Source organism: bacterium (assembly GCA_020444065.1).
Classification (GTDB): Bacteria; Sumerlaeota; Sumerlaeia; order SLMS01; family JAHLLQ01; genus JAHLLQ01.
In genome coordinates, this window is the sequence record JAHLLQ010000002.1 from 820,154 (window position 1) to 837,440 (window position 17,287).

A 17,287-nucleotide genomic window follows, 5' to 3' on the forward strand; every position below is an offset into this window, starting at 1 on the left:
CCATAGGGGCTTGTTCGGGTCCTCTCCCTGCCAGGGATCGGGGAGATTGGCCTTGCAAAATAGCACAACGACCATTCCAATGTGCCCATCCTGTAGACGAACGGACGGGAACTCGGCCTTTATGTATTGAAGGCCGACACTTCGACATGACTCTTGGCGGGATTATGAACTCGTTACTTGCTGTGAACGAAGGCGGCCATCTGCGTCGCCCGATGCGTTTTTATCTGACAGTCCTGGCGCTAGCTCTCGGCAGTTTCCTTCTGCCACACGGGGCATTCGCGCAGACGGTGATTTCCTCAGTGACGGCGAGTCCGGATCCGTTCAACACGGATCGCGTTGACAACTCGACGATCACTGTTTTGGGAACCCCGGCTGTTACTGGGCTCGAGGTCCATATTTTCGAGGACGACCAGGCGACGCTTGTGCGTTCCGGCCTGACCTTGACCGAGCAAGGCGATTCGTCTGGCACGTACACGGCCCTGTGGAATGGACGGAATGGAAGTAATGTCGAAGTCCCGGCCGGCGATTATTATATGCGCGTCTACAGCCTTGCCACGACGACCTACATCGGACCGTTCGGAACCATCAGCACCGAGCGCATTGCAAGCTTGATCGAGATCGATCCGAATCCCTTCTCGCCCGACGGGATCGAAGAAGTAACCTTTCGCGTCGAGGGCGCTCCCAATGCGACCGACACGGAGATCTACTTTTACGACGGCGGTTATCGCGAGTACTCACTGACCGAGCAGCCCGTCGGCTCCGGCGTCTATTACACAACGACGACGCTTACCTATGGGACGACGATTCCCAACAACGGGAATCGGACTGTCTACGTGCGGACGACCGACAATACGATCTACGCGGTCCTGAATACCACTCTTCAGATTGCGACCTTCTCGAACTTCACCGTTGATTCTTACTGGCAGTATCCGACGGCCGGGGACACGGCCACATTTACTGCCACTGGCGTTCCGGGACTGACTCCGCGTGCGATCATCCAACTGGACAGCGAACGCCAGGCCGGTATGTTCTACGAGCGCCAGAACCACTCTGCCGCCAGTGCACCCGACAAGGGCGACTACGGGTGGATTTACTCGGCAGGCGACAACAATCAGAATGCCGCGGCCGGTTGGGCGGAGGGTGCTCCGTTGAAGGCAGATGGCACGCCAGGGCAATGGCGGCGCCTGACCTATATGCCCGAACAACGCACCGGCATGGCGCTCGTCTACTACAACGACTGGCTTTACGGCGTGGCCGGTTACGATGGCGGCGCAAAAAGCACCGTGATGCGTGCCCCCGTGAACACTGACGGCTCGCTCGGTGAGTGGGTCTTCGATGCCAGTACGCTGCCCGCAACGCGCTACTACCACGACGCCGTCGCCACGAGCGATACGCTCTATGTCGTCGGCGGTTACAGTAATCGTAAAGAGGTCTACTACGCGCCAATCAATCCGGACGGCTCGCTCGGTACGTTTGCCGCAACGTCGCAGCTATTGATTGGACGCCAGTATCTCTCCGTTGTTGCGACTGATGAATGGCTGTATGCGATCGGCGGCTACGGCTCGGCCGAAGCGAGCGTCGAGCGTGCCCAGATTCTTCCGGGCGGCGGCCTGGCAGCCTGGGAGGCCGTCGCCTCTCTCAGCACCGGCCGCTACGGGCACGGTGCCGCCATTGCGAACGGCCATATCGTTGTTGCCGATGGCTATAATCAGAACAATGGCTACGCATACCTTTCCTCAATCGAAACGACCGAGATTCTGCCGGATGGAACCCTTGGCGGATGGACCTCAGTGGGGGATACTTCCGTCCAGCGCCAGTACATCGGAATGTGTGCTGTCGGTGATCGTGTTTTCACGACCGGCGGGTACACAACATCTGCTTCGGACACACGCGGCGTCGAGTGGGCCGATGTGCTCTCCGATGGCAGCATCACCGGCGGGAGCACCAGCTTCACGGACTACGCCGTTCTCGACCTGGTCGAATCGCCTCCCGGTACTTACACCGGAACATGGGATCTGAAGGACGAAGCAGGCAATCCCGTGCGGCGCGATCGCTACATTGCCTACCTTTATAACGCAGCGAATCTTTATTACTATCAACGCAGTAGGGATGTGGAACTCGACTACCATGTCGACTCCATCGTTGCGGATCCTGATCCGTTCCTGCCCGAAGGCGATAACGTCACAACCATCACCGTGACTGCCGATCCAGGCATGGTCAATACGCGCATCAGCACGGCAGGGGAGACCTTCGCGATCAGCGAGACCTCGCCGGGCGTGTATGTGACCACTCATAATTTCGTCGATAACGGTGAGATTGTGCAGCCGAATAACTACACGATGTACATGTACGATGAGGACAATCAATACAACGCGACCACGGGGCTGATTCAGATTATTCACACTGCCGGTGTCGGCGCCTCGCCCACGAACTTCGCTCCAAGCATCGATGAGGTGACGACATTCACATTATCCGGCGAACCGGGACAGGATCTGCTGATCCAGATCAGGCGAGACAGCGAAGCAGAAGCGGGGATGGTGAACCGACGCGATGAGATTACGCATGCCGGAGTGACGGACGGAACGAGTATCTACGTTGTCGGCGGCTACGGAACCGGCAGTGCCAATCTGACTCCCGAATACACAACGCTGGATGGCAGTGCCAACATGACAGGCTGGTCGCCGCTTTCGCGCATGACTTACACGCGCGAAGCCTCTGCGGCGGTCCTGACATCCACCACATTGTATATCATCGGTGGCTACTCTACCGATCGCGCCAATGTCGAGTACGCCCATCGCTTGCCCAGCGGCGGTATTCAGCCTTGGCAGGAGACGAACTCACTGCCCGCCACTCGTGGTATCGCTCCGGCACTGACAAACGGCGACTACATCTACTTCTTCGGTGGATACTCCGGTGGCCAGCACAATGAGGTCTATCGCGCACCGATCAATCATGCCGACGGCAGTCTCGGCGCGTGGACTCAGATCGGCACCTTGCCGTATGCCTTCTACGGACATCAGGCCGTGCTCGTTGATGATCAGATTTACCTGGGCGGCGGATACGCATCCGGCTACCGAAAGAACTTCTATCGGGCAACTCTTCTGCCGGATGGTTCGCTGTCCAGTTGGGAAGCGCTCTCTTCGCTGAACAAGTACCGCTATCGTTATGGCCTCGTTGAATCGCAGGGCTTCCTCTTTGCCGTTGGCGGCGAAGGCGAATCAGATCAACAGACCATTGAGCGTGCGGAGATTCTCCCGGACGGAACACTAGGCGCCTGGGAACTGCTCTCTATACGCAGTCCGCGGAACTCGCGCTTTGCGATGGTGGAGAACGGTAACGGCCGCATCTTCCTGATGGGCGGCGACGGACAGCATCGCAGCATGTACTACGCCGACGTCGCACCGGATGGAACGCTTGGCGACTTCCAGTCGGATCTCTGGGGCGAACTGCCGATGGTCGAAGAGCCCGGCAGCCGTCGCGCCAATACGAGTACCTATCGCGCCGCATGGGATGGGCGGGATGCGCTTGGCAACCTGGCTCCTTCCGGCACCTATAATGGGCGCTTGATTCAATCTCGCACCCGCGTTCCATTCTATGGTCGGAACGCCAACGTTACGATCAAGGACGTCCTGTCGAGCTTCGAATTCGTTCCGGGAACGTTTGTCCCCGAGGGCAACAATACGGCGACATTCCGCGCGACGGGTTCTCCCGGCCAAGTTGGGTTGTACTACTCCTACGGGGAAACGCGGTACTTGCAGGAAGTCTCTCCAGGCGTTTACGAGGATGAATTCGACTTCGTGCAGACAAACGGAATCTTCCATGGCGAGACGACCAACAACACAGTCTACCTTTACGATGCGAACAGCATCTACACTGGACTGAATACTCATGTGACCATTCGTCACATCCGCAATTTGAACAATACGCCGAGTCCCTTCTATCCAACGAGCGGACAGGATGAAGTCAGCACGTTGACCATGGATGGCGAGCCGGATCTGGAATTGCGGGCGACGATGTACGGCTACAATGAACGCTACACCGGCCTGCTGTTCGGCCGGACACGTTTGAACAACTCGACATTCCTGTACGACGATCGCGCCTACATCGTTGGCGGCGAGGAATACAGCGTCGGATACACGGCCTCCGGCGAGTACTTCGGCTTCCAGCCGGATGGAAGGAAGCTGCGAGGATCGACGCTGACGCCGATGAATGAGACGCGATCCTACATGGCGGCGACTGCCTACAATGGCTGGGCATACGCAACCGGCGGCTATTCCGGAAGTAGTCTGGGAATTGGCACCGTGGAGCGTGCACCAGTCCTTGCCAACGGGCGTTTGGGCGAGTGGCAGTACGAAGCCTCGCTCAACCAATCGCGCTACGGCCATTCCATTGTCGTCATCGGCAACTATCTCTATGTGATGGGTGGTTACAGCAGTGGTCGCCTGAACTCGATTGAGCGCGCTGAGATCCATCCCGATGGTTCACTCGGTGCCTGGGAGAACATCGGCACACTGCAGGACCTGATGTACTACTTCCAGGCCTATTACCTGAATGGCTACCTCTACATCTTCGGCGGCCATTACCACGACAGCGAAGTCCACCGCGCCGAAGTTCTGGGAGATGGAACGCTCGGCAGTTGGGAGGCTCTCAGCAGCTTCAACTACAATCGCCAGTCCTTCCACCTGGTCAAGTACGGCGACTACTTCTATGCAATCGGCGGTACTGACGGCAATGCGCGCCAGAATGTCTCCTATGCGGAGATTCTCCCGGACGGGACGCTTGGCGCATGGCAAGTTTCCCCGAACGCATTCCCGACATACCTGCAATACGCGGGTGGCGTTGCGCGCGATGGCTGGCTGTATGCCTTCGGTGGCAACACGTCCGGTCAGAGTTACTCGCGCGCCTTCTTCCGCGCGCCGATCAATCCCGATGGCAGCATCGGCAGTTGGATCCAGACACTCTATCCATCGGTGCAGTTGAGTTCCACCTCGCCATATTCCTACGGGTGGGATGGGCGCGACTCAGATGGGAACGTCTGCGGTCCGGGATCGTTCCGCTGGTATGTCTATCATGACCAGACTGGTTATCGCTATCCGCTCTACCGCGACGTGACGATTGGGACTCGCATCAACGGTGCAGAATTGAATCCCACAATTCTCGTCGCGGATGGAAACAACGTGACGACGATCACCGTGCAGGGCAGCGAAGCCGTGCGGGGTCTCTATGCGCACTTCTTTGGACCGCAGAGAACCGACTACTATAATGGTCGTTTCCTGACATTTGACGAAGTGGAAGCAGGCGTTTATCGTAGCACTTGGAACGGCATTGCCAAGACAACGTCAAACATTCGCCGCGTGTTCCCGGATGGATCGTATGAACTGCGGATTTACGATGAGAACGGCGCCCTGGTGAACAACACCGAGACGCTGGAGATCCGGGGCATCAACGACATTACGACTTCTCCGACGTTCACGCCTGGCGGTGGCGCGTTGCTGCCGATCACGCTGCACGGTGTGGCTGGGCTTGATCCGCTTGTCGAGATTCAGAACGTGGCGACGAACTTCACCGTGCGGACGTTGCCGACGATTGAAGCCAGCGGCAATTACGCCGCAGAGTGGGACGGCCGCGACGAGAACGGCAACTTCACTGGCCCGAACCAATACAGAATTCTGGCCAAGACGAACACCGCTCCATCCGAGTACTACTACGAAGTGCAGGAGTTCACGGTTGAACAAGCCGTGTTTAATATCGAGGTCGCCCCCAATCCGTTCACGCCGACCGGTTCGAACGTCGCCACCGTAACGGTGCTGGCCGATCCGGGACAGACGGGGCTGACCGCAGAGTTCACACACCCGAACGGGCCGAAGCGGGTCGACGTGCCGCTCGTTGAGCAAGGTTCGGTCGGCACTTACGTGGCCGAATGGGACGGCAAGGATGACCTCGGCGACATCATGCCGGACGGCGTGGTGACGATCGAGATCCGCGACGGCGGGGGAGACCTGTTCCCCATCAGTACTTCAGTGACGATCTCCACGATCACGCGCTTCGAACTCAGCCCGAACCCCTTCACGCCGATCGCCGATCCAGGCGTGACGGTCGAAGTGGATATGCTCGGCGGACTGAATCTTCAGGCGCGTGTGGGTCTTGTCGCCACGATCGCGCTCTCCGATTCCGGCAGTCCGGGCAACTACACGGGCTTCTGGAACGGCAAGGACGGCACCGACAACTTCGCGCCGGCCGGTCTCTACAACGTTACCTTGAAGGACGTTGATTCCGGCTTCGTCTTCAACCAGGCGCGCACACTGACAATCAATGAAGTCGATCTGACTCCGCCGACGGCGACGGTGAACTTCGACGCGCCGGCTCCGCCGCTGGGACCTGGAGTGCGCACGTTTACGCTCGTCGCGTCGGAACCGCTTGTGACGACGCCGACGCTGGATCTGACACCGCTGAGCGGCGTTGTGATTCCGGGCGTCTTCGCAGAGAGCACCGATGGCGGAGTGAACTGGCCGGGCGCATTCGATGTGCCCACCAACGTGCAGCATGGCTACGGGACATTGACCTTCGAGGGCACCGACCTTGCCACCAACACGGGCACTGTTGTTTCGCCCAGCACGGTGAATATCGATTCTCGCGGTCCCGTGATCACGAACATCTCGATGTCGCCCTCCTACAGCTACTCCGTAGGTACGGGTCTGAAGACTGTGACTATCTACCTCGACGAGGCCGTCTCGCAGGCACCGACGTGCACATTTACGCCGCCTGCGGGTTCGCCCGTGAACGTGACACTCACCGGTGGCCCATCCAACTGGACCGGCAGTCTGACAATCGCCGCCGGAATGGGCGAAGGCGTTGCGACGTTCGATGTCTCTGCCGTGGACGCCGTTGGCAATATCGGAACGACGATCAACAACGGCAAGAACTGGACGATCGACCAGACACCGCCAGGCAAGCCATCGAGCGTCAGCGCGGCCTCGCAGCCCAACGGCTACATTCGCATTTCGTGGAACGCCGCGACAGGCCAGCCGTACAACTACCAACTGTATCGCCAGTCCGGCACGACCACGGTGAATCTCGGAAGTGCGACGTTGGTACACGGGACGATCTACTCGAATGCGTACACAGACCTGCCACCGAGCGATGGCGAGTGGAGCTACGCGCTGACCGCGACCGATCGCGTCGGGAACACGGGACTGCTCTCATCGAGCGTCTCCGCCACCGCCGACCGCGTTGCTCCGAATCCGCCGCAAAACCTGACCGCAACTGGCGAATTTGAGAAGGTGCGTGTTGATTGGTCGGCGCCGAGTGGTGAAACCCCCGCGAAGTACCACGTGTATCGCAAGGCGGGAACGAACCCGATCACGACGACGTCCGGCGCATCGCGCGTCGCATCGAATGTCACGGGCCTGACTGCCCTCGTCGATCCGGCCACCGTCGGCGACCAGGTCTTTGCCGCGACGGCGATTGACGCCGCGGGCAACGAATCGACGCCTTCCAACTCGGCTCCGTTCTTCTTTGAGACGCCGCTGCCCGCACCGAGCAGCCTGACGATCGCTTATCAGAAGACGACGGGTGCGAAGCTCACGTGGCCGGCTGTATCGCGGCGAGCGCTCGGTGGTTACATTGTTTTCCGCGACGGCGTTCGCATTACTCCGTCCGCAATTACCGCGACGAGCTACACAGACACCGCCGCGCCGGCAAACAGCTCGGCCTTGTATGGTGTGCGCGCCGTCACAGATGGCGGGACGCCGGGCGATGCGCGCGAGGCCACGCACCGTCCGATTCAGATCGATGTCGACTCGGCCGGACTGACCATCGAACCGAACACAATCCACCAGTTCGATACGACGCTGAGCAATCCCGCCGGATCGTCGACCACGGTGCAGTCTCTCAAGGTCGAGATGCTGGCCGGCGACGACACGGTGCTGGAGAACTATACGAAGACCCTGAATCAGGTCATTGCCGGCGGTGAAACGCAGCCGGTGACGATGATCGTTCCCATTGCCAGCTACGCCGCGAAGGCGCGCTTCACGGCGTTCGTCAGCACCGGCGAGCCGGGCGCCACCGTGAGTAGCCTGGCCGTGAAGACCATCGTGCTGCGGCCCGTTGGCACTCGACTGGAAATCTATCCGGAGCCGACCGTCCGCGGAACGGCTGCAGAGGTTCGTTTGAGGCTCGTCAACGCCAGCCCGGTGCCGATCGATATCCTGACGGCTCTGGACGGCAACCCGAGTCCGGACGTGCATGTGAATATCTACGACAGCGATGGAACATTCCGCGAGAGTGCGTCGCTATTCCAACTCTCCGGCACGAACGTGATCAACACGCCGTCGCATGCTCGCGCGGTGCTGCAGCCGGGCGACGAATTCCTGACCGGGCCGATCTATCCTGTCGTTCCTCTTGATGCGACGACGAACATCCGCATCGAGGGCGTCGTCGACCAGGTCTACTATCACTATGATCAGGCCGACCAGGTCATCGGCGCCGGCATGACCGGGCACGCGGACAGTACGCCGACGGAAACCGACTACCGCGCAACGGCAGAGGTGTCCGGCCTGATTTACTCGCTCGGAACGCCGATCCCGATCAGCGGCACGGCCTACAGCAACACCACCGATAACCCGGTTCCCGACGTCGACGTGAAGGTTGGACTCTCAGTGCGCGGCTTTACGCGTTATCTGGATGTCCACACCGATTCGAACGGCGACTACTCGACGATGTTCTATCCGTTCTCGCGCGAGTCCGGCCATTACCTCGTCTGGGGCGTGCATCCTGATGTGTTGGACAAGCCAATCCAGGATGAGTTCGACATCGCCGGTCTGACGATCGGCAGCCCAGTACGGCTGCGCATGGCAAAGAACTCGTACCTGAACTTCTCAATCAGCTTCTCGAATCTGGGCGAGTTGGACTTCACCGGCCTTGCAACCGAGTGGCTGCCCGATCCGAACGCGACTGATATCGTAACCACGATGACGTTGCGCAATGGGACAGCGATCAACGGCGACAGCTCCGGCTGGATCGACGTGCAGGTCTACGCGCCGATCGATGCAAACTCGATCGCGAATGGAACCGTTCGGTTGACCTCGACAGAGGGCCTGAATGCGACGAGTGAAATCGACTTCGAACTCTCGGAAGCCAATCCGATTCTGCGCGCCGATCCGAGCTTCATCAAGACCGTGATGAGCACGCAGGACACGCACGCGGCCGAGATCAAGATCACCAATGTGGGCTTCGACGATTTGAAGAATGCTCGCCTGGCCGATCCGTCCGTACCTTGGATTCAGTATACCACCGAGACGAACCTCGGTAATATTGTTCCCGGCGGTACTCGGATTATCGGAATCCAGATCAATCCGCAGGGTACGGTCGATCCGGGTAATTACTCCGAGAGCTTCAAGATCCTGAGCGACAACCTCGCTCCGTATAACATCAACGTGTTCCCGACGCTGACCTCGTCTCTGCAGGGCGACGTGCTCTTCCAGGTTGAAGACGTTCTGTCGCCGCAACTCGAGGGCGCACGCGTTGAGGTTCGCAGTCTGCTGTCCAGCCTCTTCAACTACGAAGGCTACACGGACGAGAACGGCGAATGGTTGCTCGACGATGTGCCGACGGGTGAATACAGCTACCGCGTCAGCGCGCCGGGCCATACCAACGTCGTCGGTCGCGTAGTCGTGAAGGCCGATCAGACCGAGGTCGTTCGGGCATTCCTGGTCAACCAGTTCGTAACCGTGGAATGGACCGTGGAGCCGCATCCGGTCGAAGATCGTTACGAGATCAAGCTGGAATCCACCTTCGAAACGCACGTTCCGGCTCCGGTGTTGATCATCGATCCGCCATCGCTGGTCCACTTGATGGATCGTCCGGGAACGTCTTACGCGGAGTTCGATGCGACGAACCGCGGTCTGATCGCTGGCAACCACTTCAACCTCGATCCGATCGCCAGTTCTCCAGGTATGCGCGTGGAATTGCTTGTCGACGAGATCGACATCATTCTGCCGATGCAGACCCTGACGATTCCGTATCGCGTCGTGCTGGATGAGACGGCCAGCTCAACGAGGCGTTCGTCCGACATGACCTACGAGGATTGGAAGGACAAGGGCATCGCACTGCCGAACTGGGGCAGCCAACGCGATCTTCCGTCCACGCCTCTGGACTGCCACCTGGCGGGACAGATCCTGGCAATCCTCGATTATATCTGCCGCTTGGAAACCATCACGACCGGCCAGCAGCACGCGATCAATCCGGTCGTCGGTGCGGCCGCCGTTGGTGCCGCCGGTGCACTGGATCCGACAGGCGTGGCCTGTGCGGCATTCAATTGCAATGATTGCTGCAGCGCGATCCTGAGTCCGGGCATCTGGAATGCAGCCAAGTGTCTCGGCCAGTTCTTCCCCGCACCGCCGGGCAATAGCGTCGTCGTAGGCGGCGGTGGCGACGGAGGCGGCAATTACTCCGGTGGCTACGGCGGCTCAGGAGGCATTGGTTTCAGCCCCTGTGTGCCGGTTGGACGCTCCTCAGGAGGCGACCAATGAGAACAGTTACCCGAATTGACGATCTCGCCACCAAGGTGCGAATGATGAAACTCTTGCGGCTGATGATGAATAGAATGAACGCGCACACGGCAACAGGCTGGGCCGCTGCATTGCTGATGCTGGCTTGCGTTTTCGCGCCAGCGATCAGCAGTGCACAGGCCCCGCCGCCTGACCGTGGCGTGTGCGCGCAGGTCAAAATCGAAATCCTCCAGGAGCTCACATTCGAGCGCCAGGGCTTCGAGGGCCGCATGCGCATCACTAACAATGTTGAGTCGGAGCTCACCGACGTCCGCGTCGACCTGCAGGTCTTCGACGACAATGGGGACACCCCGACATCGCCTGTGCTCTTCATTCAAGATCCAACAGTGAAGAACATGACCGGTATGCCGGACGGTACCGGTGTGATCCCGGCAGGCGCCGCGGCGGAGTTGACTTACCTGATGATTCCGGCCAGCTACGCAGGCGGGACGGATCCTCGCGGCGAGAACTACTACATCGGCGCCGAGTTGTATCTCTCTGTGAATGATGAGCCGACTTCGCTTCCCGTCTATCCGGACGACATCACAATCCTGCCGCAGCCGAAGCTCGATATCGATTACTTCCAGCCCTACGAAGTGATCGCAGACGATCCATTCACCCTCGATACTATCGAGGCGGCCATCCCGTTCGATCTGGGTGTGCGGATCAGGAACGTCGGATGGGGACCCGCGAACAAGATGAAACTGGAGAGCGCACAGCCGAAGATCGTCGAGAACGAGAAGAATCTGCTGATCGCGTTCCGACTGCTCGCCAGTTACGTGATGGGAGACGAAGATCCGAATCCTTCTCTGACCATGGACTTCGGCGATGTTGCCGAGCAATCCACCGTGGTCGGACGATGGAAGATGGTCAGTACGCTCCAAGGCAAGTTCGTCTCGCTGAGCGCCAGCTACACGCACGCCGATGAACTGGGCGGCGAACTAACGTCGCTGATCGAAGACCTCGACTACTCGTTCCTCGTCCACACGATGCTGATCGATCAGCCGGGATTTGACAACATCTTCGACTTCCTCGCGGATACGGATACCGAGGACGATAACTACGATCCAAACGCGATCTTCTCGTCTGAAGGTCAGGAATTCCCGGTCAACGTCGTCGACAGCACGACGAATCGCTTCCCGACGGCAGAGGATCCGTTCGTTGAGCTGACGCTCGACAATCCGCCATCCGGATGGGTTTACACCAAGGTCGACGACCCATCGCAGGGTCTGCTTGACCTCGTCGGCGTAACGCGCAGCGACGGCAAGGATGTGTTGATTCCCGAAAACTCGTGGATCGTCGGTATTCCGCGCCATCGCTTCGGCGAACCCGATCATGTTGAGTGGACGTTCCACTTGATCGACCTCGATCCGACGGCCACATACATGCTGGAGTTCGCACCGCCTCCGCCGGATCACAATCCGCCGACGACCGTGGAAGTCGTGCAGGAGCCGAAATTCGGTGAGTTCCCGCTCTACTACGGCACCGATGCGACGCAGTTCTTCCTCTTGCCGGAGGACGATGTCAGTGGTGTCGCGAATGTTCTGTGGAGCATCGATGGCTCGGATTTCTATCCATCGTATCCTCTGACACTGCCCGACGAAGGGCCGCACACGGTCGAGTTCTATTCCGTCGACCGCGCCGGCAACGTCGAGGAGTCGAAGATCTTTACCTTCGTGACCGACTTGACCGCACCGACGATCGATTCGTTCTATGCGCCGACGGATTTCACGCCCGCACCATCTGTTTTAGGCGAGGATGCGTTGTTCCTGACGCGTGTGACGGCGACCGACAATGCGATTCCTGTTCTGGATTACACGCTGGAAATCCGCCGAGGCTCGGCGGGCGTTCCGCGGCGTGCGGACTTCGAGTCGTTGCCTGAGGTTTTCTCGAGCACCGAACGACTCGATGGCGGTCGCCAGCAGGTCCTTGTCTGGAACGGTCGTGGGCAGAACGGCGCGCTTATCCCACCGGGACAGTACACGCTGCGTCTGACCGTGGCCGACCCTCTTGGACACTCTACGTCCACCATGCACGAATTCACTGCCCACGAACCTGTTGATTCTGTTGCGCTCGATCCGACGTCGTCAAATCAGACGCATCCGAGCGTCGGCCCGAGTCACGTTGTTTGGGAAGACGACCGCAGCGGCAACTCCGACATCTACGGCTACGATCTGGAAACCAGTTCGCCTCTTTCGCTCATCACGTGGGCGGGCAACCAGGAGTATCCCCGCATCGATGGCGATCGGTTCGTCTTCCAGGACGATTCCACCGGCAACTACGACGTCTACATGTACAATCTGACCTCGAGCGCCATCACACCGATTGCCTCGGGCAGTGGCGACCAGATGAAGCCCGACATTTCAGGCGACTACATCGTCTATCAGGACAATAGCAGTGGCAGCTTCGATCTTTATCTGCGCGATCTGGTCGGTGCCGTTACGACGCCGATTGTGACAGCTTCGTTGCCGCAGAAGAATCCGCGAATCGTTGGCGACCTTGTTGTCTTCGAGGACTTCCGCTTCGGTTTGTCAGAGATCTATGTCTACAACATCGGAACTGCGACCGAGACGCGTATCACTGATAACCTGTCGCAGCAAAGCGAGCCGGACATCTACGGCAATCGCATCGTCTGGACGGACCAGCGCAACAGCTACCGCGACATCTACTCGATGCTCCTCCCCGGTGGTGCATTCGACATTCTGACGCCCGATACCATCGACCAGAAGAACGCCGCCGCATGGGCCAACTACACGGCTTTCACGGACTTCGCGGCGGGCATTGCCGATCCGAACATCGCCGCCCTGATCGATGGCGTAGACGTGATGCTGCCGGTCACTCTGGACGATTCGGAGCAGGACTACGTGGCCGCCAACAATCGCCGACTTGCCTGGCAGGACCGGCGCTCCGGCACCTGGCAGGTCCGCGTGGCGATGCTGGACTTCCCGATCGCCGATGCTGGACCGGATCAGTTGTCGTCCAGTGGCGCCCTTGTGCAATTGGATGGCACGGCCAGCTTTGATCCGCTTGGCGATCCCCTGACGTACGTGTGGTCGCAGGTCTCCGGAACGACAGTGACCTTGCAGAACGGCGACACGGCAACACCGACCTTCATCATGCCCGCGGTCCCCGAGACGGAGACGCTGGCGATGCAACTGGTCGTCGTGAACGCGAAGCACAGCTCTCCGCCGGACACGGTGTTGATCACCGTGCGTCCGCAGAACGATCCTCCGATCGCCGATGCGGGACCAGACATCGATACCTTCGGTTTGCAGACTGTGAACATCGATGCACGGGGCAGCAGCGATCCCGACGATGATCCCATCACGGCCCATTGGCAGGTGCTCACGTCGCCGACGGTGACCCTCGACCTGACAAAGCCCTTCCAGCCGAGCTTCGTGGCACCCGATGTGACCGTGCCGACGACGGTGACGCTGCGCCTGGAGGTCAAGGACGGGCAGTACACTTCGTTGCCCGACGATGTGCATGTTCGCATCGCGCCGCGCGTGAACCAACTGCCGATCGCAAGCGCAGGCTTCGATCAGGCCGTGAACGAGAAGACCGCCGTGACGCTTGACGGCTCGTCCAGCTACGATCCGGAGAACCTCCCGATTTCATATCACTGGATCCAAGTCAGCGGCCCAACGGCGACGCTCAGCAGTTCCTCGGCGAGCAAGCCGACCTTTACGGCGCCGGAAGTGGTGACAAATGAGACAATGCGCTTCCAGTTGACCGTCGAAGATGAGGCGGATCTCAGTGCGCCGGACTTCGTTGAAGTCATCGTCCGTGAAGTCCGTCAGCAGCCGGTTGCCGTTGCGGGTGATGACCAGAGCGTCATGCCCGGCGACCTGGTGATGCTCGACGGAACCGCCAGCTATCACCCGGACGGCTTCCCGATTGTCTACAACTGGATCCAGAAGATCGGCGCTCCGGTGACACTGAGCGATGCATCGAGTTCCACGCCCACCTTCACCGCGACCGATCGCCGCGTGCCCTACACGGTGGCCTTCGATCTGTATATTGCGGACGATCTGCAGCCCTCGCTGCCGGATCGCGTGAACATCGACATTGGCACGTTCAATGATCCGCCGGTTACCGACGCAGGCATCGACTTCAGCGCCTACGAGCATGCACGTGTGACGCTGGATGGGACCGGAACAACAGACGACGAAGGCGATACGATCTACTACCAGTGGACACAGATCGGCGGACCGACGGTCGAACTCAGCGGCGCCAGCACATCCACGCCGACCTTCTGGTCGCCGGGCGTCGACACATCGACGATTCTGACATTCCAACTGATCACAAACGACGGCGACTTGACCGGCAGTACGGAACAGGTCACTGTGACGATCCTTCCGACAACACCGTCGGAAATCATGACGATCTGGTAAAAGAGGGACGGAGACCAAAATGGAACGGACAACAATGAAAAGAAACCTCGTTCTTGCACTTCTGATTGCCGCCTGCTGTCTCGTGATTGGCCAGGCCCGGGCCGAGCAACTGGTTGACATGGATACGCTGGCACAGTGGAAAGCGGCCGGGCACGACTACGTCTTGATCGACGTACGGCCTGCATCCCTCTTCGAGCGCCAGCACCTGCCCGAAGCGATCAACATTCCGCTGAACGTGCTGCAGCACAATTCGCTGCCGCCGGACGTCGATATTGTCTTCTGTGACAACGACCTTTCCGGCCTCTCCAGCCGGCGCGCGATCGAGGCGTCGTCGGATATCGATCCCTCGCGGCTGTTTGTGCTTCGCGGCGGGCTGCAGAAGGCGAAGCTCAATCGCGATGTTCCGCTGGTCCAACAGACTGGCGTCGTCGAGGATACCGGCGCGGATCCGATTACAGCGGAAGACCTTCGTGAGGCGATTCTCACAGGCATGCCGGTCCAGATAGTTGACATTCGCGATGCCAAATCCTTCAAGACCGATAGTGTGAGTCGTTCGCGAAATGTTCCCCTCCTGCTCAACCCGGAGAAATCCAGCCAGATCGGAACGGACACGATTTGGGCACACGTTGCGTTGCCGAAAGAGGCCGGCCAGCGCGCAGCCGAATCCCTGAAGTCGGACAAGCAGGCCGTCGAGGACGCCATGGCGGGGGAAATCGTCCGCTCGCTGTCCATCGACCGTGCCGCACGGGCACAGGTCCCAGTCGTGATCGTCGATGACGGTTCGGGAATCGGCGGGCAGCTTTGCACCAGGCTGCAGCGCCAGGGCTTCGCGCAGGCTCGTCCGCTCGAGCGAGGCATCATCTCCTGGCGACTGTTGCCTAACAGCATGAACAAGCCGGTTCCGCAGAAGGAGACCATCGTTCACGGCAGCACGATGATCGATCGCGAGGAACTGCGCCGCGAACACGAGGCTGCAACCACCAAAGAGTAGCGCTTTCCATCACTCCTCCCCTCCTTGAGGCAGATTCCGCCGGCTCCCACAAGGTTCGCCGGCGGGATTTGCTTTTACAGCACCCACCCCGATAGCCTATGGGTGCTTTGAATCGATCAACGGAGAACGCCTGTGAAAAAGCTCTTCCCGCTTCTTCTGGTTATCTGCCTGACGTCCATCGCAGCGGCCCAGCAGGACGAGGTACACTCGAACATCGATCGGCTGAGTGGCCCTGCTGCGATCGATCGCGAGGACTCCATTGAGGAGAAGCTCGGTTTCGCCCTGTATGCTGGCGACAAGACCGAAGCACTCCAACTGGTTGCTGCGGGTGCAAACCCCAAGGGCAGCGATCGCATGGGCACGCCAATCATCTTCCATGCGATCGCGGGTGGGCACCTGGATGCCGTGACGTTTCTCCTCGAGCGCGGTGTCGACCCCAATTCGCGCGGTCTCTATGGAGTGACTCCGTTGATGGCGGCTGTGGCAGATAACCGCGTTGAGATTGCCAAGATGCTCCTGGCCCGCGGGGCGGACCCATCGCTGGAAGCCGAGGGAGGTCGCACGGCCGTGCAGTTGGCCGAACGCTATGACCACGCGGAAATGAAAGCGCTCCTGGGCGAGCAAACGACCAGCGATGTGCCCGCCGTCGACGATTCTCCAACGACGGCTTCCGAGCCCGCCATCGATTGGGATGAACTCCTTGTGGGAGCTGTCGCGGCGAAGAAGCCGGATCTCGCGGAGAAGATGCTCTCTCACGGAGCGAATCCGAATGCGCGCTACCGCTATGGGCTGACTCCGTTGATGTTCGCCGCCCAGAATGACCAGCCGATCATGGTGGAGCTTCTCCTCAAGGCAGGAGCAGATCCAAACTTGCGCAGCGACATGGGCGAATCCTGCCTGCATATCGCCTCTCGCGTCGGTTCGGCCGACATTGTTCAGAAACTCCTGAAGGCCGGAGCCGAGATCGACCAGCTTTCGGATCTTGGCTACACGCCATTGATGATGGCGGCCCAGCAAGGCAATGTCGCGATCGTCAAGGTGCTCCTGGATGCTGGAGCGGATGCCACCATGACAACGCGACTTGGCCAGACGGCGCGCAAACTGGCCACCTCGGCGGATCACGAAGACGTTGTCAAGCTCCTGCCGGCCGAGCCGTCCTCCGGCCCTCCTTGACAGGTCAGCGCATTTCCGCGATGCTTCCCATCAACTGGCCCGGCCTCCGGGGCGCTTGACTTGGCTTGTCCCCTTGTATGAGTTGCCGCCGCCAGGTTTTCCACCTCAAACAGGAGGCGCGAATGTCCGCAGATAAATCTCCGGATGAAGCGGGAGGCGGTACCCCTATCCTGGGTCCTCAC

General features: G+C 59.7%; 4 protein-coding genes. All 4 read left to right on the forward strand.

Annotated elements, in window-relative coordinates:
* Positions 1-164 precede the first annotated feature (164 nt).
* The 4 genes from KQI84_07770 (at position 165) to KQI84_07785 (ending at position 17,105) form a co-directional block, all read left to right on the forward strand.
* Positions 165-10,529, forward strand: a complete 10,365-nt coding sequence (locus KQI84_07770) for a carboxypeptidase regulatory-like domain-containing protein (protein MCB2154770.1) — start codon at positions 165-167, stop codon at positions 10,527-10,529.
* Complete coding sequence (locus tag KQI84_07775; GenBank protein MCB2154771.1) at positions 10,526-14,941, forward strand: hypothetical protein; 4,416 nt, start codon at positions 10,526-10,528, stop codon at positions 14,939-14,941. Before KQI84_07770 ends, KQI84_07775 begins: the two co-directional genes overlap by 4 nt.
* A gap of 19 nt (positions 14,942-14,960) precedes the next feature.
* A complete protein-coding gene (locus tag KQI84_07780) occupies positions 14,961-15,932 on the forward strand; it encodes a hypothetical protein (protein MCB2154772.1) in 972 nt (323 codons plus the stop codon).
* Between the two features lie 132 nt (positions 15,933-16,064).
* Complete coding sequence (locus tag KQI84_07785; protein MCB2154773.1) at positions 16,065-17,105, forward strand: ankyrin repeat domain-containing protein; 1,041 nt, start codon at positions 16,065-16,067, stop codon at positions 17,103-17,105.
* Positions 17,106-17,287: the final 182 nt, after the last annotated feature.

Coding starts and splice junctions, on each gene's coding strand:
- KQI84_07780 (MCB2154772.1), top strand. CDS start 14,961: ATGGAACGGACAACAATGAAAAGAAACCTCGTTCTTGCACTTCTGATT.
- KQI84_07775 (MCB2154771.1), top strand. CDS start 10,526: ATGAGAACAGTTACCCGAATTGACGATCTCGCCACCAAGGTGCGAATG.
- KQI84_07770 (MCB2154770.1), top strand. CDS start 165: ATGAACTCGTTACTTGCTGTGAACGAAGGCGGCCATCTGCGTCGCCCG.